Source organism: Anaerobacillus sp. 63XJN7_5_ISO-PGPR-S23-430 (assembly GCF_056173695.1).
In genome coordinates this window covers 2611884-2633449 of the sequence record NZ_CM149686.1, presented here as the reverse complement: position 1 = coordinate 2633449, position 21566 = coordinate 2611884, and the positions used below count along the sequence as shown (strand labels likewise).

Below are 21566 nucleotides of genomic sequence, written 5' to 3'. Positions count from 1 at the left end.
TGGGAGTTGAACGATATGAAGAAGATTCGAGTATTGATTGCGAAGCCAGGTCTTGACGGACACGATAGAGGTGCTCTTGTTATTGCGCAGGCCCTTCGAGACTATGGAATGGAAGTGATCTACACAGGGTTAAGACAGACGCCACAGCAAATCGTTGCAGCTGCTGTACAAGAAGATGTAGATGCAATTGGCCTATCTTGTTTATCTGGGGCCCATAATGAATTATTCCCTGAGATTGTTTCATTATTAGAAGAGCGCAGTGCAGGGGATATTATTGTAGTGGGAGGGGGCGTAATTCCATGGGAAGACATTCCGTTTCTTGAATCAAAAGGGATTCAAAAAGTTTTCACGCCTGGAACCCCTACAAAAGATACAGCCATTTTTATTGAAAAAGCAGTATATGAGCGTGATGGAATTGACCAAACAGTTAAAGAGCCACCTAAGAAAATTGATCATATTGGGATTGCCGTTTCTTCTCTTGAAGAAGCACTACCTTTTTATGTGAATCAGCTTCACTTGAAGCTTGAAGCGATTGAGGAAGTCGCTTCTGAAGGTGTGAAAGTCGCTTTTATGAAAATCGGTGAGTCGAGAATCGAACTTCTCGAACCAATGAGTGAGTCTAGTCCAGTGGCCTTATTCATTAAGAAGAGAGGCGAGGGTATTCACCATATTGCTCTAGCTGATGACAGGATTGAAGAACGATTGAAAGAGCTTTCTTCAAACGGTGTTAAGCTGATTCATGAAACACCTGTTAAAGGAGCTGGTGGAGCGAACATTGCATTTCTGCATCCTAAATCAGCAGGAGGAGTACTATACGAACTTTGTGAAAAGGGAACGAAGGAGGCAGAATAATGGACATGTACGATAAAATTAATGAACTGTATGATCGCAGAAGAGAAGTTGAAATGGGCGGTGGTGATGAACGGATTAACAAGCAGCACGAGAAAGGTAAATTAACCGCCAGGGAACGAATTGACTTGCTGGTTGACTCAGGTACCTTTGTTGAGCTGAACTCGTTCATTGAACATCGTTCTCAAGACTTCGGAATGGGAGATTTAAAAGCACCTGGAGAAGGTGTTGTGACAGGTTATGGAAAAGTAGATGGTCGTCCTATTTATGTTTTTGCCCAAGATTTCACTGTGTTTGGTGGCGCATTAGGGGAAATGCACGCCAAAAAAATAACCCATGTTATGGATCTTGCTGCTCGAAATGGTGCTCCAATCATTGGTTTGAATGACTCTGGAGGTGCGAGAATTCAAGAAGGTGTGGTATCATTGGACGGGTACGGACATATCTTCTATCGAAATTCGATCTATTCCGGAGTGATCCCACAAATTTCTGTGATTATGGGGCCATGCGCAGGTGGGGCTGTTTATTCACCTGCAATTACTGATTTTGTTTTTATGGTAGAAGATACGAGTCAAATGTTTATTACTGGTCCGAAAGTAATCGAGACCGTTACGCGCGAGAAAATTTCTGCTGAAGATCTTGGCGGTGCGAAAGTTCACCGTTCTAAAAGTGGAAATGCGCACTTCACAGGAAAAACTGAGGAAGAAGTTCTCGCAAACGTTCGCGATTTGATCACTTACTTACCATCCAATAACGAGGAGAAAACCCCAATAGTGACAAGTCAGGAACGAGATGATTTTTGTTCAGATCTTGCCGATATTGTCCCATTTGACTCCACGAGGCCATATGACGTTAGAGCCGTTATTGACTCAGTTGTAGATAAAGATTCTTTCTTAGAAGTACAAAAGTATTTTGCGAAGAATATCGTCATTGGTTTTGCAAGAATCAAGGGAGAAACAGTTGGAATGATTTGCAATCAGCCTAAGGTAATGGCCGGAGGACTTGATATTGATTCTTCTGATAAGCTTTCACGGTTTATCCGATTCTGTGATTCATTTAATATACCATTGATCACGTTTGAGGATGTTACAGGATTTTTCCCAGGAATCAAGCAAGAACATGGGGGCATTATTCGTCACGGAGCAAAAATTCTTTATTCATATTCTGAAGCAACGGTGCCCAAAATTACAGTCATTTTAAGAAAAGCTTATGGTGGAGCATATGTTGCCCTAAACTCGAAATCCATTGGAGCTGACCTTGTATATGCATGGCCGAATGCAGAGATAGCTGTAATGGGTCCAGAGGGAGCCGCAAACGTCATTTTTGCGAGAGAAATTAATGGGAGCGATAATCCCGAAGAAACGCGCGCTTCAAAGATTGAAGAGTATCGGGAGAAATTTGCTAATCCATACATAGCCGCATCACGCGGGATGGTTGATGATGTCATTGATCCGAGAGAGACTAGAAAGAAATTGATTGAAGCACTGGAATTAATGAGAAATAAGCGAGAAGAACGTCCAAAGAAAAAGCATGGTAACATTCCGCTATAAAATGAATTACAGGAGGCACGACATCATGATTAATGAACAAAGACTTGTGGATGAGTTTTTAGAACTCGTTCAAATTGATTCTGAAACAAAAAACGAAAAGAAAATAGCTGCCATTTTAAAAGAAAAGTTCACATCACTTGGTGTGGAAGTAGAAGAAGATGATGCAGCAGAAAAAACGGAACATGAAGCCGGTAACCTAATTTGTACACTAAAAGGCAACGTCGAAAGTGCAGATCCGATCTACTTCACTTCGCATATGGATACAGTTGTCCCAGGAAAAGGAGTTAAGCCTTCAATTAAAGATGGTTATGTTGTATCGGATGGAACAACGATTCTTGGTGCCGATGACAAAACTGGACTAGCTGCGATGTTTGAAGCTATTCGTGTATTAAAAGAACAGAATATCGAGCATGGAACGATCCAATTTATTATAACTGTTGGAGAAGAGTCTGGGCTACAAGGTGCAAAAGTTCTTGATCCAGAGAAGCTAATTGCCAAATTTGGCTACGCTCTCGATAGTGATGGTGAAGTTGGTAAAATTATCACAGCGGCTCCTACTCAAGCAAAAATCAAGGCAACTATTTATGGAAAAACGGCTCATGCAGGAGTAGCACCTGAAAAGGGAGTTTCTGCAATCACGATGGCAGCAAAATCTATTGCTAAGATGCCTCTTGGACGTTTGGATAATGAAACGACAGCGAATATTGGTCGTTTTCAAGGTGGCTCACAAACAAACATTGTATGCGACTATGTGGAAGTTCTTGCAGAAGCACGCTCGCTCGTTCCAGAGAAAATGGAAGCTCAAGTAGAAAAAATGAAGAAAGCATTTGAGACAACAGCTTCAGATATGGGAGGCTCCGTTGATCTTGATATAAAGGTCATGTACCCTGGATTTAAGTTCAACGATGGTGATTACGTTGTAGAAATAGCGAAAAAAGCTATGGAAAAGATTGGTCGTTCCCCAGAATTATTAACTAGTGGCGGTGGAAGTGACGCAAACGTTATAGCTGGACACGGTATCCCTACAATTAACCTTGCGGTAGGTTATGAAGAAATTCATACGACAAATGAACGGATGCCGGTTAAAGAATTAGTGAAAGTTTCTGAAGCCGTTGTATCTATTATTAAAGAAGTTGCAAATGCATAGTAAGTAAAGCATTGTTTAGAACATTGTCGAATTTAGACAATGTTCTTTTTTTGTTGTTCTCATCTTCGTGGCAGGATTCCTATATTATGTTAAAATAGATTCGTATGATTACAATTTAAGAAGTGGAAGCGGTGTTAAGATGGACTCTATTCAAACTCATAAACTAATGAACTATATGCGCGGAACATATAAAGTTCTCGAAAATGAATGGCAAAAAAATGCAAGAGAGATTGGATTAACTCAGGCTGAACAACATGTCATGTGGATTGTTTACTTTGAGGAAGAGGTAACGATAACCAAAATATCGGAAATCGGTTTATGGGATGTCTCCACCGTTATGCAGGTATTAAAGCGGTTGAAAAACAAAATGTTCGTTAAACTTGAAAAGAAAACGGATGATCGACGCGTATCATACGTTACTTTGACTGAAGAAGGACTAACGAAAGTAGAAGCGAGTGACCAGTATTCATACTCCGTTATGAAATACCTTGAAGAATATCGCTCCAAATCAGAAGAAAACGCTGAATTTCTTGAAGCAATGTATCAATTTCAGTTGGAGTTCAATAAGCATTTTCACGGAAATGAATTTGTGAAATGGGTTGAAAGACAACAAGTTAAAACGACGTAAGACAGGGGGCCACTCCTGTCTTTTTGTTAGTTACTAGTGACAGGCACCGCCCGAATAGACTCGAACGGAGTCGATTTAGGTTTAAGGAGATGTGTGGAATGGATAGGAGTGCAAAGGGAAGAGGGAGAATTATTTTTCATGTGGATATGAACAGTTTTTATGCGTCAGTTGAAGCTGCTCATAATCCTGAGCTTCGCGGAAAACCTCTTGCGATTGCCGGGAATGTTGAGGAAAGGCGAGGCATTGTGGTGACGAGTAGCTATGAAGCGAGAAAGAAAGGTGTGAAAACAACAATGCCGGTATGGGAAGCGAAAAAGTACTGTCCAGAACTTCTCATCATGCCACCTAACTTTCCCCTTTATCGCCAAACCTCCCTCCAAATATTCGAATTGTTAGAAACCTACACGCCACTCGTTCAGCCAGTATCGATTGATGAAGGTTACTTAGATATTACGGAAGATTGTGGTGAGAAAAGTCCTGTTGCTATTGCAAAGGAAATTCAACAGCGGATTCATTCTGAAATTGGTATTCCTTGTAGTATCGGAATTGCCCCTAATAAATTCTTGGCTAAAATGGCTTCTGATATGAAGAAGCCTTTAGGTATAACGATTCTTCGTAAAAGAGAGCTAGATAAATTACTCTGGCCGCTAGATGTTGGTGAAATGCATGGCGTAGGCAAGAAAACGAAGGAAAAATTGCATGAACTCAATATTAAAACCATTCACGATCTTGCTCATGCGAATCCTCTGCAGCTTGAAATGAAGCTTGGTATTAACGGAAGAAGGTTACATGACCGCGCAAATGGGAGGGACGACCGTCCGGTTGATCCTGACGCCATAGATGAGTTTAAAAGCGTTGGGAATTCAACCACTTTTCCAGAGGACCTCATTGATCATCATCGTATTAATACTGCGCTGACTAATTTATCAGATTCGGTCGCGAAGCGTATGAGTAAGAAAAATGTTTTGAGCTTTAATATTCAGCTGACGATTCGCTACAATGATCGCACAACTGTAACCAGAAGCAAGAAGCTTCAAAACCCGATTTCTCAATCTGCTGATATTTTAGATGCAGCTCAGCGACTATTTGAAAAGAACTGGTCCGGGCAGCCAATTCGATTACTCGGAATAACTGGACAGCAATTAGTTGATCGAAACGAAGCCACTGTTCAGCTTGATTTATTTTCTTTTGAAGCTGATTCAAGAAGAGATAGCTTACAGAAAACCATTGGATCTATCCGATCAAAATACGGAGATAGTGCTCTTCTAAAAGGGAACCAGCTTGGCGAAGATGGAAGCCATAAACTGCGAGACGAGAAAAGACGTGGGACGAGTCTAGATCGTGATTTTCTTTGGAATTATAAAAAAGAAAAAGAATAGCCTATTTTTCATCTGGTCTGAAAGGGAGCTGACAAAATGAAAATTGTAGAAAAAATGAAGATTGTTCAACAAGTAATGCGAAAGGTGCTGATCGGCAAAGAAAAAACGATTGAACTTGTAGTGATTTCATTGTTGAATAATGGGAATGTTTTATTAGAAGATGTTCCAGGTACCGGGAAAACACTTCTTGCCCGGTCAATGGCCGTTTTACTAGGAGGGGAATTTAAAAGAATACAATTTACTCCTGATGTTCTTCCAGGTGACGTCACAGGTATTCAATTTTTCAATCCTAAGAAACAAGATTTTGAATTACGACCCGGACCCGTTATGACGAATGTATTACTCGCAGATGAGATAAATCGAGCTACTCCAAGAACCCAGTCGAGTTTATTGGAAGTTATGGAAGAGAAGCAAGTAACCATTGAAGGAATAACGTTAAAGCTCCCTACTCCTTTTATCGTCATGGCGACACAGAACCCATTAGAATCACAGGGCACCTTCTCATTACCTGAAGCACAAATGGATCGCTTCTTTATGCAAATGAAAAGTGGGTACCCAACCATGAAAGAAGAAAAACAGATGATTCAAATGATGAGATTACATAATCCATTTGATGATTTGACGTGTCTTTTTGAAGAAGGTGAGATTGAATCATTTCAAGAGGAAGTAAAACGAGTTGAACTTTCTGATGTGATTGAAGATTATTTACTTAATATTGTGGAAGCCACAAGAAATTCAGAGTACATAAGTGTTGGCGTTAGTCCAAGGGGCACAATTGCCTTTATGAAAGCCGCACAGGGAAAAGCGTATTTAGAAGGGAGACGATATGTCACTCCTGATGATCTCCAGTTCGTGGCTCCTTATGTTCTTAGTCACCGTCTTGTACTTACGATGGAAGGATCCATGCGGATGACGAAACAAAAAGTATTTAATGAAATTCTCACTCAAATTGAAGTGCCTGTGGAAGTGTTAGGGACATCAGCAACATGAGGTGGAGATCGTCAACCACGCTTTCATTGTTTCTAACTTCATTTTTTGCCCTGAGCTGGATTGTCCTTCTTCTCTCATTTTATTTTCAGTCTTTTGAACTTTTCTTAATCACCATTGCGCTATTGCTATTAACCTTTTTTACTCGTCTGTACTTGAAAAATGCAGGTGAGCATGTTGAATTAGTAAATAACCGTCGAACGATTAAGCTTTTCAAAGGGGAGCAGGAAACCCTCTCTTTTACACTAAACAATACAGGGAAAGTGCCGATATGGAATGGGCAGCTCCATTTTTCTCTAGAGCCTATTCTGCATGTTTCAAACGTTGATCTAGTCCAAAATACCAAAAACCTTCAATTTTATTCCATACCTTATTATCTTGGTAGAAAGGAAGGGAAAACCATTTCCTTTCCGATTTATGCAGATAAAAGAGGAGTGACTCGGATACGAAAAGTAGAGCTTTTGATTAAAGATCTCTTTGGATGGGGGAGACAGTTATCCATTCTTGAAAGTTTATTTCAGACAGAAATCCTAATATATCCCGAACTTTTAGAGGTAAAAGGTGTAGAGCGACTTTCGACATTCGAAATGGGAAGCCATTCTTATGAACATTCGCTATATGAAAACCTCTCATCTCCAGCAGGTGCCAGGGAATACGAAAGTTCGGACCCATTCAATCGCATTCATTGGAAAGCCACAGCTAGAACCTCAGAATTGAAAACAAAAGTATACGAACGTTCGATTGATTTGAGGTGGATATTTGTTCTTGATTTATCTGTTAAAAGGAAAAATAGTCCTGGGCAGGTCTCTAAAGACATCGAGACGTATATAAGTCAACTTGCTTTTCTCTGCAAACTTGCTACCAAAAGAGGAGTGTCATTCGAATTACATATCAATCTAGATCCAGAAGGACCGTCCCCATGTATGACACTGGAAGCAGGTGAGGGAAATGCTCAGTTGAGTAATGCGCTTGAATTGCTAGCTCGAATTGACGAAACGAGACCTTTGTTATCTTTTGAGCGAATGAGTGCATGGCTGCGGAAGCGAATAACAGATCGTTCTGTTGTCATTCGATTAGGAGAACCGATCCAAGAGAGCAAAGAAGCAGCGTTTTACCATCTATTAGAAAGGAAAGGACATAAATGCTATGAAGTGAAAATGTCAGGTGATGACGCATATCTTAGCCATTTAGAGAGGAAGAAGGAGTCATGAGTTTACGAAAGGAACTCCCTCATATTCTTTATTACGTTTATGACATGGTGTTTGTGTATCTTATCATTTCGTTTTTTTATTTGTATGAAAAAACCTTTCCACCGATATTTCCCTTTCTGACCATGGTTATAGGGGGAGGCTTAGTATTTTTCGGTGTCTACGCCCGAAACCGAGCATACATTTCGTTTACATGGATGTTGCTGCTAATGGTTTTGACGACTCTTGCGGGAGTAGTAGTGCTAGGTTTCCCGTTCCTATATACGGTTCTTCTTTCGATGGTCATTGCCTGGCGGAGTTATATAAACATGTGGGAAATCGAGCGAAGTAATGATGCGCTCATATTTTTCTTGAGTTTAATTGGGGCGTTTCTATTCTTTTTATTTAGTAATTCATCTGAGCTGCGACAGGTTATTTTTTTGTTGCCTCTTGTGCAGTTTGTGATGCTTCTTATTTGTAGAGCTGCTGTAGAAGTTAGAAAAACAGGAGGGAAGAAGCAGGCAAGGTGGGCGATAAGCTTTATCTTCATTTTGTTATCTGCTTCAAGTGTTCTGTTTAGTATCCTGATTTGGGTGAAAGAACCGATAGTAAAAGCAATCTCTTATTCGATAAGCGGACTAGGTTATGTTATTGGTCTACCGATTTACTGGTTAACATCGTTTCTTGAAGGTCGCTTTACTGAAGATGGTCAGGAATTATTACAGACGAGCTCGAGTAGTGAGACTCAAGAAATCATGAACGATAAAAAAATTCTGAATCAAGGGATGGATATTCCGATAGAGATGATTTTCTATACATTACTTTTCATTTGCTTCGTTATTGTTGCAATCGTTTTGTATAAGAAAAGGTTGGCTCTTACTCGTTTTCAAGTCAAATCGTTTGCAACTTCGACAAGTGAAACACTGTATTCACAAAAAGGTAAGCAAATGAAGCAATTAAAGCCACCTTCTGATCAAATAAGAAAGCAGCTCTATGATCTTGAAATAAAAGCGTTCAAATATCGTAATGGTCGCCAAAAAGATGAAACGTTAAGTGAATGGTTGCGAAGGATTCCTGGTAGTCGTGAAAACAAAGAGTTTATTATTAAAATTTACGAGAAGGTTCGCTATGGAGAGAAAGATCCAGATCACAAAGAGGCTCTTCTGTATAAAAAGCATGTGAAGAACCTCCTTCATGAAGTAAAGTTTTCGTATAAACTAGAGAAGCGGAAAGAAAACTAGAAGAAATAAGTCGAAAACAAGGTGTGAAAGCAGCGGAACGATTATATTTTCTGTGCGGTTATACAGGTATCCCCATACAATTCCTGCTAAAACAGCAGCTATCAGCAATAGAAAAGCGCCTGCATATATGTGTGCACTCATATAAAGAAGAGCAGCTAGTAAGATTGGATACTTGATGTGAATCGTTCTTAGCTGTGTTTGTACAAATCCTCTCCAAAACAGTTCTTCTCCCGGAATGATGATAAGAATTAGGCTGTAATAATGCCAGGTTTGATCAGGCGCTACAAGTTGATAGAGTGCTTCAACCTGAGTGATCGACTGAGGGAAAATGTAGAGCATCATCACTTTACCCACATAAAAAATGAGATACAGCAAGCCACCGCTTCCAATTCCGATTATGAGTTGAGCGAAAGAAAGTTTCCTCCATTTAACATGACGGAATGAAAAACTACCGAGTAAGAGAAGAGATACGGTAAAGAGCGGCCAGAAGATGTCATTTAACAAAAAGAAAGACAAGAATAAAAGAATATGAGATAGGACTAATGCAACTATTAATCTATTCTTCGAAGACATGAGATTCAGCTCCTATATGAAATTCATACATATAGTGTAGCTGATCATCTAAATGTTTGCGACAAAGAGACGATGAAAAGGAGGATTTAGATGGAAATCACATTTCTTGGGACGGGTGCCGGTGTTCCTTCCACAAAACGCAACGTCAGTTCCGCAGCCCTTCGATTGGATTCTGGAGAAGTATGGTTATTTGACTGTGGAGAAGCGACACAACATCAAATTCTTACTTCATCTATTACACTTAGTAAAATGACGAAAATTTTCATTACTCATTTGCACGGAGACCACATTTTTGGATTACCAGGCATCCTTGGAAGTCGCTCCTTTCAGGGAGGAGAATCAGAGTTGGTTGTATACGGTCCCAAAGGATTAGCTGATTTTATTGATACAGCGATTCGGATTAGTGGCACCTACCTACGTTATCCGCTGCGTATTGTAGAAGTAGAGGACGGGGTTCAAGTGAATGAATCTCATTTTTCCATTAAGGTTGCTCTTTTGGAGCACGGAATCGATAGCTTTGGTTATCGCATTGAAGAAAGGGATAAAGCAGGTACGTTAAATGTTGAAAAATTAAAGGCTCTCGGCGTACAGCCTGGACCGATCTATCAAAAGTTGAAAAGCGGTAGTTCAATTAAACTGGAGAATGGGCAAACGATTCATGCGTGTGACGTGACAGGACCAACCATTAAAGGTAGGCACATTGTCGTTTGTGGCGATACAAGATTTACAGAAAAGACCATTGATTTTGCCAGAAATGCCGACGTTTTGATTCATGAAGCTACTTTTTCTGAGGCAAACACTAGACTAGCGTATGAGTATTATCATTCCACTACAGTGCAAGCAGCTCGAATTGCAAAGGATGCTCGGGTGGAGAAACTGTTGTTAAATCATATTAGTTCTCGCTACCAGGAATCTGATGTTGTAGGACTGGTGGAAGAAGCGAGAAATGTTTTTGAAAATACCGATTTAATGGAGGACCAGACAACGGTACATATTCCATTAAGAAAAGCGAGCTCAACTTGAGCTCGCTTTATCTATATCTATTTCAACACATTAGTTCCAACCACGTTCATATTGTTTAGGAGCTTTTAAATCTCCTCCAAGTTCAGCTGCGGCAGTTCTAGCCCAATAAGGATCTCTTAACATTTCTCTAGCGAGTAAAACGAGATCCGCGCGTTCATTTTGAATGATCTCTTCTGCTTGAAGAGGATGGGTAATTAATCCAACGGCTCCAGTTGCAATGTTAGATTCCCTTCGGATTTGTTCGGCATGCTTTACTTGATAACCTGGGTAGGCTTGAATACGCGCAGGAACAACTCCACCAGTACTACAATCAACAAGATCGACGCCTTGCTTTTTCATTTCGTCAGAAAAATAAATGAAATCCTCCATTGTATTACCTTCTTCATGGTATTCCTCAGCAGAAATTCGAACGAATAGTGGTCCGTCCCAAACTTTGTTTACTTCATTAATGGTTTCTTTTAAGAAACGATAACGGTTTTCTTTTGAACCGCCATATTCATCTTTACGTTTGTTAGTGAGTGGGGATAGAAATTCATTGATTAAATATCCGTGAGCGCCGTGTAGTTCAATCACATCGAATCCTGCTTCCTTCGCTCGTTCCGCTCCTTTTCTAAAAGCAACGATGGTTTCCTTAATTTGTTCGACCGTCATTTCTTCTGGTGTTTTCATCTCCTCATTGAAAGGAATGGAAGATGGTGCGATAATCGGTCCATCCAGAATGGCTTTTCGACCTGCGTGCGCAAGTTGAATGCCAACTTTTGATCCCTGTTCTTGAGAAAGATGAACAATTTTTTTTAATCCTTCGATATGGTCATCACTCCAGATTCCAAGATCTTGTGGAGAAATACGACCTTGTTCTGTGACGGCTGCTGCTTCTGTGAAAATCAAGCCTGTTCCTCCTACAGCTCTGGAAGTGTAGTGAATATAGTGGAAGTTTGTGGCTTTACCATCCTGTGCTTCACATGAATACATGCACATGGGACTCATCACAATCCGGTTAGGGAAGGTGACATTTTTAATAGTATATGGTGTAAATAATGCTGAAGACATGCAATCGCTCCTTTATTACTTCTTTCGTGACCCCAAAAGTATAGCATGTCTTAAAATAGATGTCGCAAATCTTGATCTACTTTGTTACTACACTCCAGACAGTTTTCCACCATGATTTCTTTTGTTGAGGAATTTGTTTATTATGCATGATATTAAGCGCCAGGTCTGGGACGTCTGTCATAATTCCATCCACTTCCCAATCGAGGAATTGTCTGAGTCCTTTTTCGTCATTGACCGTGTAAGGACGTATTTTAATGCCATGTGAATGCACTGCTTTTACGAGTGATGCATGGATTGATTTGAATTGCGGATGGATCGCTTTTGCTTTTAATTTCTTAGCATAATGCCATGGCTCATGTAAATTCCCCTTATAAAGAGGTGCTGTTTCTAATTTTGGCCATAACTTATGCACATCTATCAGCCGATGGTGTTCAAAGCTAGAAATCATTGTATTCTTCTCAGAGCGATATTTCTTAATGAGTGGAATCGCCACTTTGGCAAGCTGTTCGTCGTCTTCTCGATAGTATTTTAATTCAATGTTTAACCAAACGTCTGGGTAGTCTGCTGCCCATAACAAAACCTCTTCTAACGAAGGGATTTTTTCATGTTTAAAATCGGGAGAAAACCAACTTCCCGCATCAAGTTTTTTGAGGTCAGAGAGAGTGGTTTGTGTCACAATCCCCTTTCCGGATGTTGTCCTTTTCAGCGTTCGATCATGAATGACGACAGGGATCCCATCTTTTGAAAGCTGAATATCAATTTCAATTCCGCCTGCTCCAAGATGAACAGCGCGTTGATAAGCACTTATTGTGTTCTCGGGGCATTGTCTACTTGCGCCTCTGTGAGCGAATATAATTGTCATTGTTCCCCTCATTTCTGCTGGTCTTTTCGGGTTTAGTATGTATAAAATATGATAAACGGAAAAAGAGTTCATAAAAGTCCGTCTATTCCCATTAAACCTACCAAAAACAGGTTGGATTTGCAAAAATAACAGACATATGAGGGGGCGATGAGATGGGGAAATGGCAAACGAAAGAAACCTTAATGTACTTACTATCCAGACTAGTTGAACATCAGAGTGTAACGGGATCATATCCGGAGGTAGCACTTGCTGAATATATTCACCTTCAGCTTCAGGATTTGGACTATTTCAAAGACAATCCTAATATGCTCGCTCTTCATCCAACAAGTGATGGTCGCTCTTTCGTTACAGGACTTATTAAAAAAGGACGGTCTAAGAAAACAGTTATTTTAATTAGCCATTTTGATGTGGTAGACATAGAAGACTACGGACAATTCAAAAATCTAGCTTTTAGTCCATATGATCTTACAGAAGAAATATACAAAAATATTGATAAAATGCCGGTTGAAGTTCAAAACGACCTTACAAGTGGCGAGTGGATGTTTGGGCGTGGTGTCATGGATATGAAAGCTGGGATTGCCCTTCAAATGAGTATGCTTGAAAAAGCAAATTTTGGTGAATTTGATGGGAATATTTTATTCCTTACCGTTCCTGATGAAGAAGCGAATTCACTTGGCATGATCGAAGCTGTTCCTGTACTTGTCGAAATGGCTAAACAGCATGATTTAATTTATACTGCCTGCTTAAATTCAGAACCTGTTTTTACAAATTATCCTGGCGACCAGAACTTGTATGTTTATTCAGGATCAATTGGAAAGCTATTACCTGGCTTTTTCTGTTACGGTCAAGAAACGCACGTTGGTGAGCCGTTCTCAGGATTGAACGCTAACTACATGGCTGCTGAAGTAACAAGAGAGCTTGAGCTTAACGCTGATTTTTGTGAAGTTGTCGATGGGGAGGTAACACCTCCGCCAACTAACTTAATGCAAAAGGATTTAAAAGAAGGATACTCCGTACAGATTCCGCATGTGGGTGTAACTCTTTTCAATGTTCTTGGTATGGAGAGGAGCATTCAGCATATTACAAATCAATTAATGGAGGCAGTCAAAGTTGCTGCCAAACGCATTGAAAATCACTATTTGGAGAAAGCTACAGCGTTCTCCATGCTCCAAAACTATGTCCCTGAACCATTCAAGGTTAACGTTCTGACTTATGAGCAGCTGCACCAACGTGCTGTTATGCTGTTTGGGGAGGCAGAAATTAAACGTCGGCAAGATTATATATCTGCCAATTTTAAAGATCTAGGCGATCGAGATCTTTCAACAAGAATGGTTTTTGATTTAGCCGCACTTTGTAAAGATGATGGTCCGATGATTATCCTTTTTTATAATCCGCCATTTTATCCGGCTGTATCTTCCAGGCATGATTCTTTTATTCAGGAAACCATTCAGCGAGTGGTCGCTTATAGTTCAACTAAACATAAGGTGACGCTGAAACCTCAACATTATTTTCCAGGACTTTCTGATTTAAGCTTCGTAGGGCTTGAAAGAACGAAAGAAACAATCCAACCATTAATGAGCAACATGCCGTTATATGGTCAATCATACGAATTGCCTCTAGAAGCTTTAGAGCAGCTAAAAGTTCCCGTCATGAACCTTGGCCCTAAGGGTAAAGATGCGCATAAATGGACAGAACGCCTTGAACTCACCTATTCTTTTGAAACGCTTCATGAAATGCTTCCTTATACAATTAAGGAGCTGCTTCGCTAAGCGTTTTCCTTCAACAAATGAAGGTGAGTTTGCTATCATGAAAGAATCGAAGTGAAAAGGAGATAATTTATGAAAAAAACGATTCGGATGATAGCGCTCGTCTTATTTGCTTTCTTCTTTATTTTTGCAGGATTTGCTCATTTTCTTCAGGGTGAAGGTTTTGCCGCAATGGTACCCGATTGGGTTCCGTTTAAACTCGGCCTCATTTATTTAACTGGAATCATAGAAATCGTATTAGCGATTCTTCTACTTGTTCCTTCCACACGAAAACAGGCTAGATTGTGGACGGTCATATATTTAATCGCCATTTTTCCAGCAAATATTTATGCAGCAATTGCTGGCGTACCTGCTCCAGGGCAAGATGAAGCAAATCAAGTATTATTATGGGTGAGATTACTTTTCCAACCATTATTGATCTGGTGGGTATTCTGGGCCGCAGCTCAAAAAGACAGTTAGGGAATTTCCCCTGCTGTCTTTTGCTATAATTGAAAGTTCTAGCTTTGAATTTTTGGACATAGTACTTTAACAAGAATAGGGGAAGAATAGAGTCAACTTAACAACTGGAGGGGTGAACAAGGAGTGGAAAAAACAACTTTGAAGATTAAAGGAATGACTGGAGAAAATTGTATGGTGATCGTTCGGACTGCTTTACTAGAATTGAATGGAGTTTTGGCTGTAGAAGTTCATCTCAAGGAAGGAAATGCTAAAGTAACCTATGATAAAAATGAAGTGTCTACCTCAGATATACAGAAAGTAGTGGAAAAGCAGGGGTATGATGTGAAGGTATAAAAAAACCAGCTGAAATTAATTCTTCAGCTGGTTTTCGTGAATAAATATCGAGATTAGAATGTATGTGCAGTGTCTTTTGCACGAGCAATAGCATCCTGTTTAATTTCTTCTGCTTTATCTGGCATAGCATTATGACCTTCTACAAAGAGTCCTTCGTATTCTGGAACACCGTAGAATTGCATCATCGTTGTGAAGTAACGATGACCCATTTCCATTTCAGCAGCGGGACCTTCAGAATACACGCCACCACGTGCCTGGATATGAATGGCTTTTTTATCTGTTAAAAGACCTACAGGGCCATTTTCAGTATATTTAAAGGCTTTACCAGCCACAGATACAGAGTCAAAATAGGCTTTCATTACTGGAGGGAAAGAGAAATTCCAGAGTGGAGTAACGAATACATATTTATCTGCTTCAATAAATTCTTCACTTAATTCATTAAGACGCTGTACTTTTTCTTGCTCACTTGCTGATAGTTCTTCAAACCCTTTTCCTGACTGCAATTTTCCCCAGCCGCTGAACACATCAGCATCGATTTGAGGAATATGCTCACTATAAAGATCTATATGAACTACCTCATCGTTTTCATTTTCTTGCTTATACGTCTCTATAAATGCTTTACCTACTGCCATACTATAAGATTGAGTATCATCGTGTGGATGAGCAGTGATGTATAAAACTTTTGCCATTACAGATTCATTCCTTTCCTATTCGTTCCGATTATCTCGAATTGAGTTATTCTTAATTCAAGACAAATTATAAAACAGACGTAAGATTGATTCAAGGAATTTGCCTCATAGTAATTAAATCAATGTTAAAGTCATAAAAGCCTTGCTAAATGAGCAAGGCTTTTATGAAGAATTATTTAGTTGGTGGCAGTTGAAATGGATTGCAGCTGATACATTTTCGAACGTCATCAGTGATTTTAAGAGGTTGATTCTTAGCTGAAGTTACAGAGGGAACAGAGCTTCCATCGAAATGAATTGGTTTACCATTCATTTAAACTCCTCCTTGTATTTGTTGCTTCTATTTTACTTGGAAAAAAGAAGAAGTGGAATAGCTTTTATGTAATAAAATTCAATATTTTTTTGTTTCAACTAACAAGAGAAAATGGATAAAATCACTTAATAATGAGATGAAATATGGAAAGGATTCACTTGTTTCACAATTAATCTTAATAACAGTTTAGAAATAAGGTAAACTTAAGGGATTAGAGAGTAAAATTTGTCATTGTGGTTAATAAAGGAGTTATGATTTATGCACATTATATCGATTTTATTAGGAATATTATTCGTTCTAAATCTTGGTTTTGCTGCGCTCGTTATTTTCCTGGAACGGAAGGATGCTGGTGCCACATGGGCCTGGCTAATGGTCCTTCTTTTTATTCCGCTCCTTGGTTTTGTGATGTATTTAGTTTTTGGACAAAACCTTAGTCGAAGAAGATTATTTGATTGGGATAATATTAAAAAAGTAGGAATCGAGGATTTAATTGAGGAACAAGTTAGTGAGATTAAAAGTGGGATTTATCCATTTAGACATGAAGAAATTTCCAGACATAAAGATCTTATTTATATGCATCTTGTAAATGATGACGCAGTACTTACTCAGGATAATGCAATAAGCGTTTTTACAGATGGAGAAGAAAAATTCAACGCACTAATTGAGGATATTGGTCGTGCGAGTGATCATATTCACTTTCAATACTATATTTTTCAAAAAGATGATCTTGGTAGGAAACTGGTAGAAAAGTTGACTCGAAAGGCACAAGAAGGTGTGAAGGTACGTGTTCTTTATGATGAGATGGGTTCAAGAAAAACAAGGAAGCGATTCTTCCAAGATTTAATTGCAGCGGGAGGAGAAGTGGAGGTGTTTTTCCCTTCTCGAATTCCATATGTCAATACTCGCTTGAATTACCGAAATCACCGCAAGCTCGTTATTATTGATGGGAAACTTGGCTATGTTGGTGGGTTTAATGTTGGTGATGAGTACTTAGGTTTAAATCCGAAGTTTGGGTATTGGCGTGATACACATCTACGAATAGAAGGAAGTGCAACGCTCGCTATGCAAACACGGTTCCTCTTAGATTGGAATCATGCTGCTCGGAACAAAGTAGGGTATGAATCTTGTTACTTTCCTATTATCGAATCGATTGGAAAAGCAGGTGTGCAGGTCGTCAGTAGTGGACCAGATTCAGAATGGGAACAAATTAAAAATGGGTACATTAAACTTATTACATCAGCAAAACGCACCATATTCATTCAAACCCCTTACTTTATACCAGATGCAAGTCTGTTAGATGCTTTACGTATAGCGGCTCTTAGCGGGGTTGATGTGAGGTTAATGATTCCCAACAAACCTGACCATTTGTTTGTATACTGGGCAACCTATTCTTATGTGGGAGAATTACTGAAAGCGGGAGCTAGAATTTACATTTACCAGAACGGGTTTATTCACGCTAAAACCATTGCGGTTGATAGCGAAATATCTTCAGTAGGAACAGCAAATATTGATGTTCGTAGCTTTCGACTTAATTTCGAAGTAAATGCCTTTATCTATGATGAGGAAATCTCAAAGAAACTGGAGAATATTTTCATAAACGATATGAAGAAGAGTGAGGAACTAACAGAAGTGGGATATCTTGAACGCTCGCTTTGGATACGTTTTAAAGAATCAATTTCACGCTTGCTTTCGCCAATACTATAAGATCTTAATAGAAATACGTAAAGGAGTGTGTTAACGAAACACGCTCCTTTTGTTATGTCTTTACGGAGAAACAAGCGTAAAAAGGTCTGAATTGATCACACATAGCTACTTTTACACTTTAAATTGAACCATTCAAACGAATTGAATCGTCTAACTATAGAGAAAGTAAGCGTTTTTTTTAGGTGTTATGAAATTGTATTTATTTTCTAATAAGGAAAAAAGTCCTAATAAACCTATGTTATGATAGTTGGGAAGATAAGGAAATGTCGTGGGGGGCCTTTATGATTAAAGAAAAAATGAAGAAAACACATGTGCCATTTCGGCTGAATATCTTATTTCTTTTTGTTTTTTTATTGTTTTCTGTTTTAATCTTACGACTTGGTGTGATCCAAATTGTGCAAGGGGAAGATTTTGAGCGAATTTCAGAGCAAACAGAAAATGTGACAGCGAAATCATCAGCACCAAGAGGGAAGATGTATGATCGATATGGAAGAGTACTTGTTGATAACGAACCAACGTTTACATTAACGTATATCCGAAATCAGAACACGAAACAGCAGGAAAGACTTGATGTAGCTCGTAAGTTAGCAGCATACATAGAAATGGATACAGATAAAGTGACTGAACGAGATTTAAAGGATTTTTGGATTATCACGAGACCAGAAAAGGCAAAGGAGAAGTTATCGGAAGAAGAATGGAATGATCTTGATTCTAAAAAAGCATATCAATTGCAAATTGATCGGATTAAAGAAGAAGATCTTAAAGAAATAACGAGTAATCAAGAGGAACTAAAAATAGCTGCAATTAAAAGACAAATGGATACTGGGTATGCGCTTTCTTCTCAGGCTATTAAAAAAGGATTAACGAGAGAAGAAATCGCAAAAGTGAGCGAGAACCTAGAAGAGCTTCCTGGAGTTGATATCTCACCAGATGCCGAACGTGTCTATCCATACGATGAAACGATGGAGACGATGTTTGGTAATCTAGGACAAATCCCTAAAGAATCTTTAGATGCCTATACAATGAAAGGCTACGACAATAATGATCTTGTAGGCATCAGCTATCTTGAGAAGCAGTATGAGGATTTATTAAGAGGGCAGAAAGCGATGAAGAAGTACGTAACGGATAAATCGGGCAAACCAATAGGTGAACCTGAGGTGACTCCAGGAAAAAGAGGGAATGATCTCGTTCTTACAGTAGATATAGATCTTCAGCAGAAGCTTGAATCGATTCTTGAAGAGGAATTAAGAAAAGCTAGAGCTCGTGGGAACCCATACGCTGATCGTGCGTATGCGATTGGAATGGATCCAGAAACGGGTGAGGTATTAGCATTTGGTGGAACAAAATATAGCTCGAAAGAAAATGAGTATATCGAGTATTCCTATGGGACCCTTTCAGAATCATATGAAATGGGATCAGCGGTGAAAGGGGCGTCCGTCCTAACGGGTTATGAAACGGGTGTGATTAGCCATGGAACAACTCTGTTCGATACTCCAATATCTATTCCTTCTACTCCAAAGAAAGCTTCATATGCAAACTTAGGGTGGGTAAATGATGTGGAAGCATTAGAAAGATCCTCCAACGTGTATATGTACCGAATCGCTATGATGATAGCAGGGTTTGATTATGTTCCAGACACAAGCGGGATTCCCTGGAATCGAGATGGCTATAATGCTGTTCGTTATCACTTCAATCAATTTGGATTAGGTAATAAGACGGGAATTGATATGCCAATTGAAACAACAGGAATCAATGGAGGCATTCAGCAAATTGGTAACTTAATGGATTTAATGATTGGTCAGTTTGATACGTATACCCCCTTGCAGATGGCTCAGTATATTTCAACGATTGCGAACGACGGGAAAAGAATTCAACCACACTTTTTAAAAGAAGTTCATGAAGCTTCAAATGTCGATGGGTTATCGAATATTATCGTGGATCAGTTCGATACAAACGTAATGAATCGTATTCAAATGAGTCAAAGTGATATAAATCGAGTGCAAAATGGTTTATGGCGAGTGACGAATGCTACCAATGGTACAGCGACAAAGTATTTTAAGGGAGTAGATTTCACTCATGCGGGTAAAACAGGGACTGCTCAGGTGTCATTCGGTAATGATAATCAGGTTAAGGGTTTTAATTTAACCTTTGTTGGCTATGCTCCTTATGAGGACCCTGAAATTGCCTTAGCCGTTGTAGTCCCTAGCTTAAGTAGTGATCGAAATGAATCAGTAAATAAAGACATAGCTAGACGATTATTTGAAGCTTATTTTGATCTTAAAGACGAACCAAAACCAGCTTCTCCTGGTGAAGAGGAAGATGCTGAATAACAGATTATGATATAACAAGAAAGCCTCACCAGATTGGTGAGGCTTTTACTCATACTACCAGATACCAAGGACATCTAACATGACGAACAAAATAAGAAGAGGTGCAACGAAGCGAATAAGAAAATACCACGTTTCAAACAATCCTTTTTTTAAGCCACTTCCACGTTTTAATTCCTCATAGAGTGCTGATTTCTTCATTTTTAATGGAACAAATAGTGAAATTAACAAAGCTCCTATTGGTAACAAAACGTTACTTACTGCATAATCAGCTAAATCAAAAATCGTTTTATTAAATAATGTCGCGTCGCTTAAAACGCCGTATGATAGGGCAGATGGAATTCCAACAACAAAGATCGCAAGTCCGATAATCCATGCCCATTTTTTTCGTTTCTTAAGATCGCCTTTTGATATCACCGATACAATGATTTCAAGCATAGAGAAGGCGGAGGTTAATGCTGCAAATAAGAAAAGAACTAAGAATGCAATGAAAAAGAGCATGCCGAACGGTAATTGCCCAAAGACTGTCGGAAGGACATTGAACAATAGAACGGGACCAGCGCCTGCTTCAAGATCGAAAGCAAATACAGCAGGAAAGATCGCAAGACCAGCAAGCAATACAATGAAAATGTTCATTGCGACAATCGAGATCGCTGAGCGTGGTAAGCTCTGCGTCTTTGGTAAGTAAGAACTGTAAGTAACCATAACGGATACACCAACACTTAATGTAAAGAAAGATTGCCCCATTGCTTCAAGTATGGTTTGTGATGTGACTTTTGAGAAATCGGGTTGAAGCAAGAATAAGATCCCGTCCATCGAACCTTCTAATGTTACCGCACGAATGACAAGAATAATAAAGAGAAGAAATAATGCAGGCATCATAATTTTACTTGCTTGTTCAATTCCTTTTTCAACACCTCTTGCTACAACAAGGATCGTTAAAATAATAAAAATAAATTGTGCGAATATGCTAATAAATGAATTCGAAATGGTCGTTCCAAAAACCTGAGCGTATTCGTCTGAAGATAGTCCATTTAGCTCTCCTGTCACAGCTTTATACAGGTAGGCAATAATCCAGCCCCCAATAACACTGTAAAAGGATAACAAGATGAATGAAGTAATCATGCCCATAATCCCTACGCGATACCATTTTGATTCAGGAGAAATGGTTTTATAAGAATCTACCGCATTACTTTGAGCAGTTCGTCCAATAGAGAACTCTGCAAGCAAAAGAGGGAGACCGAGAATTAAGGTGAATAGGATGAAGATCAGAAAGAAAGCCCCGCCTCCGTTCTGCCCTGCTGTATAAGGGAATTTCCAAATTGCGCCAAGCCCGATGGCAGAACCTGCTGCAGCTAGGATAAATCCAAGTCTTGATGACCACTGTTCGTTTTGACTCATGCTGTTTTCTCCTTTCAATTTGTATTGAATGCTGATCACGTTATGCCACAAAAAAATCGTCCCTACGTTATCCGTAGGGACGATTTTTATCGCGGTACCAC

At 39.3% G+C, this 21566-nt stretch carries 20 protein-coding genes and 1 other annotated feature (1 of these 21 only partly in view); of the genes, 14 read left to right on the top strand and 6 right to left on the bottom strand.

Annotated features, from left to right (window positions below; all coding sequences use genetic code 11):
* Nucleotides 1-15: 15 nt before the first annotated feature.
* The 8 genes from mce (at nt 16) to AC0VYJ_RS13845 (ending at nt 8968) form a co-directional block, all read left to right on the top strand.
* Nucleotides 16-852, top strand: coding sequence for a methylmalonyl-CoA epimerase (mce, locus tag AC0VYJ_RS13880; protein ID WP_283154009.1), 837 nt, complete (start codon nt 16-18; stop codon nt 850-852).
* Nucleotides 852-2399 (top strand): acyl-CoA carboxylase subunit beta, encoded by a 1548-nt coding sequence (locus AC0VYJ_RS13875; RefSeq protein ID WP_475365451.1) that lies wholly within the window; start codon nt 852-854, stop codon nt 2397-2399. The genes mce and AC0VYJ_RS13875 overlap by 1 nt, the downstream gene beginning before the upstream one ends.
* Before the next feature lie 25 nt (nt 2400-2424).
* On the top strand, nt 2425-3546 hold the full coding sequence (locus AC0VYJ_RS13870) for a M20/M25/M40 family metallo-hydrolase (RefSeq protein ID WP_430246959.1): 1122 nt from the start codon (nt 2425-2427) through the stop codon (nt 3544-3546).
* Nucleotides 3547-3685: 139 nt separating this feature from the next.
* The gene (locus tag AC0VYJ_RS13865) at nt 3686-4174 is read left to right on the top strand and encodes a transcriptional regulator, SarA/Rot family (protein WP_430246958.1); all 489 of its coding nucleotides are present in this window, start codon (nt 3686-3688) and stop codon (nt 4172-4174) included.
* A 98-nt stretch (nt 4175-4272) separates the two neighbouring features.
* Nucleotides 4273-5553, top strand: coding sequence for a DNA polymerase IV (locus tag AC0VYJ_RS13860; RefSeq protein WP_226614109.1), 1281 nt, complete (start codon nt 4273-4275; stop codon nt 5551-5553).
* Between the two features lie 36 nt (nt 5554-5589).
* Complete coding sequence (locus AC0VYJ_RS13855; protein ID WP_475365450.1) at nt 5590-6543, top strand: AAA family ATPase; 954 nt, start codon at nt 5590-5592, stop codon at nt 6541-6543.
* Nucleotides 6540-7751: a DUF58 domain-containing protein gene (locus AC0VYJ_RS13850; protein WP_475365449.1), complete on the top strand. Its 1212-nt coding sequence runs from the start codon at nt 6540-6542 to the stop codon at nt 7749-7751. The genes AC0VYJ_RS13855 and AC0VYJ_RS13850 overlap by 4 nt, the downstream gene beginning before the upstream one ends.
* Nucleotides 7748-8968, top strand: coding sequence for a hypothetical protein (locus AC0VYJ_RS13845; protein ID WP_475365448.1), 1221 nt, complete (start codon nt 7748-7750; stop codon nt 8966-8968). Before AC0VYJ_RS13850 ends, AC0VYJ_RS13845 begins: the two co-directional genes overlap by 4 nt.
* On the opposite strand, the gene AC0VYJ_RS13840 is transcribed toward AC0VYJ_RS13845, so the two are convergent.
* Complete coding sequence (locus AC0VYJ_RS13840) at nt 8945-9541, bottom strand: lysostaphin resistance A-like protein (protein WP_475365447.1); 597 nt, start codon at nt 9539-9541, stop codon at nt 8945-8947. The two genes, AC0VYJ_RS13845 and AC0VYJ_RS13840, sit on opposite strands and share 24 nt — an antisense overlap.
* A 90-nt stretch (nt 9542-9631) precedes the next feature.
* Between AC0VYJ_RS13840 and rnz the strand changes: the two genes are divergently transcribed.
* Nucleotides 9632-10564: a ribonuclease Z gene (rnz, locus tag AC0VYJ_RS13835; RefSeq protein ID WP_475365446.1), complete on the top strand. Its 933-nt coding sequence runs from the start codon at nt 9632-9634 to the stop codon at nt 10562-10564.
* Between the two features lie 30 nt (nt 10565-10594).
* On the opposite strand, the gene namA is transcribed toward rnz, so the two are convergent.
* Together namA and AC0VYJ_RS13825 are read right to left on the bottom strand one after the other, a co-directional pair.
* A complete protein-coding gene (namA, locus tag AC0VYJ_RS13830; protein WP_475365445.1) occupies nt 10595-11614 on the bottom strand; it encodes an NADPH dehydrogenase NamA in 1020 nt (339 codons plus the stop codon).
* Between the two features lie 76 nt (nt 11615-11690).
* Nucleotides 11691-12476 (bottom strand): glycerophosphodiester phosphodiesterase, encoded by a 786-nt coding sequence (locus AC0VYJ_RS13825; protein ID WP_430246950.1) that lies wholly within the window; start codon nt 12474-12476, stop codon nt 11691-11693.
* Between the two features lie 152 nt (nt 12477-12628).
* Here AC0VYJ_RS13825 and AC0VYJ_RS13820 point away from each other — a divergent pair, with 152 nt between their 5' ends.
* From AC0VYJ_RS13820 to AC0VYJ_RS13810, 3 genes are all read left to right on the top strand, one after another.
* Nucleotides 12629-14245, top strand: a complete 1617-nt coding sequence (locus AC0VYJ_RS13820) for a M20/M25/M40 family metallo-hydrolase (protein ID WP_194222073.1) — start codon at nt 12629-12631, stop codon at nt 14243-14245.
* 69 nt (nt 14246-14314) lie between these two features.
* On the top strand, nt 14315-14701 hold the full coding sequence (locus tag AC0VYJ_RS13815) for a DoxX family protein (RefSeq protein WP_303530762.1): 387 nt from the start codon (nt 14315-14317) through the stop codon (nt 14699-14701).
* A 123-nt stretch (nt 14702-14824) separates the two neighbouring features.
* Nucleotides 14825-15034, top strand: a complete 210-nt coding sequence (locus AC0VYJ_RS13810; protein WP_430246947.1) for a cation transporter — start codon at nt 14825-14827, stop codon at nt 15032-15034.
* A 53-nt stretch (nt 15035-15087) separates the two neighbouring features.
* Here AC0VYJ_RS13810 and AC0VYJ_RS13805 read toward each other — a convergent pair whose 3' ends face one another.
* Nucleotides 15088-15723 carry an FMN-dependent NADH-azoreductase gene (locus AC0VYJ_RS13805; RefSeq protein ID WP_430246946.1) on the bottom strand — a complete coding sequence of 212 codons (636 nt, stop codon included), beginning with the start codon at nt 15721-15723 and terminating at the stop codon, nt 15088-15090.
* A 172-nt stretch (nt 15724-15895) separates the two neighbouring features.
* Nucleotides 15896-16033 carry a hypothetical protein gene (locus AC0VYJ_RS13800; RefSeq protein WP_194222070.1) on the bottom strand — a complete coding sequence of 46 codons (138 nt, stop codon included), beginning with the start codon at nt 16031-16033 and terminating at the stop codon, nt 15896-15898.
* A 258-nt stretch (nt 16034-16291) separates the two neighbouring features.
* On the opposite strand from AC0VYJ_RS13800, the gene cls reads away from it, so the two are divergent.
* Both cls and AC0VYJ_RS13790 read left to right on the top strand, forming a co-directional pair.
* On the top strand, nt 16292-17737 hold the full coding sequence (gene cls / locus AC0VYJ_RS13795; protein ID WP_475365444.1) for a cardiolipin synthase: 1446 nt from the start codon (nt 16292-16294) through the stop codon (nt 17735-17737).
* 281 nt (nt 17738-18018) lie between these two features.
* A complete protein-coding gene (locus AC0VYJ_RS13790; RefSeq protein ID WP_475365443.1) occupies nt 18019-20067 on the top strand; it encodes a peptidoglycan D,D-transpeptidase FtsI family protein in 2049 nt (682 codons plus the stop codon).
* Nucleotides 20068-20121: 54 nt separating this feature from the next.
* On the opposite strand, the gene AC0VYJ_RS13785 is transcribed toward AC0VYJ_RS13790, so the two are convergent.
* Nucleotides 20122-21465 (bottom strand): sodium-dependent transporter, encoded by a 1344-nt coding sequence (locus tag AC0VYJ_RS13785; RefSeq protein WP_475365442.1) that lies wholly within the window; start codon nt 21463-21465, stop codon nt 20122-20124.
* Between the two features lie 72 nt (nt 21466-21537).
* Nucleotides 21538-21566: a binding site (T-box leader), on the bottom strand; it runs 175 nt beyond the window's last position.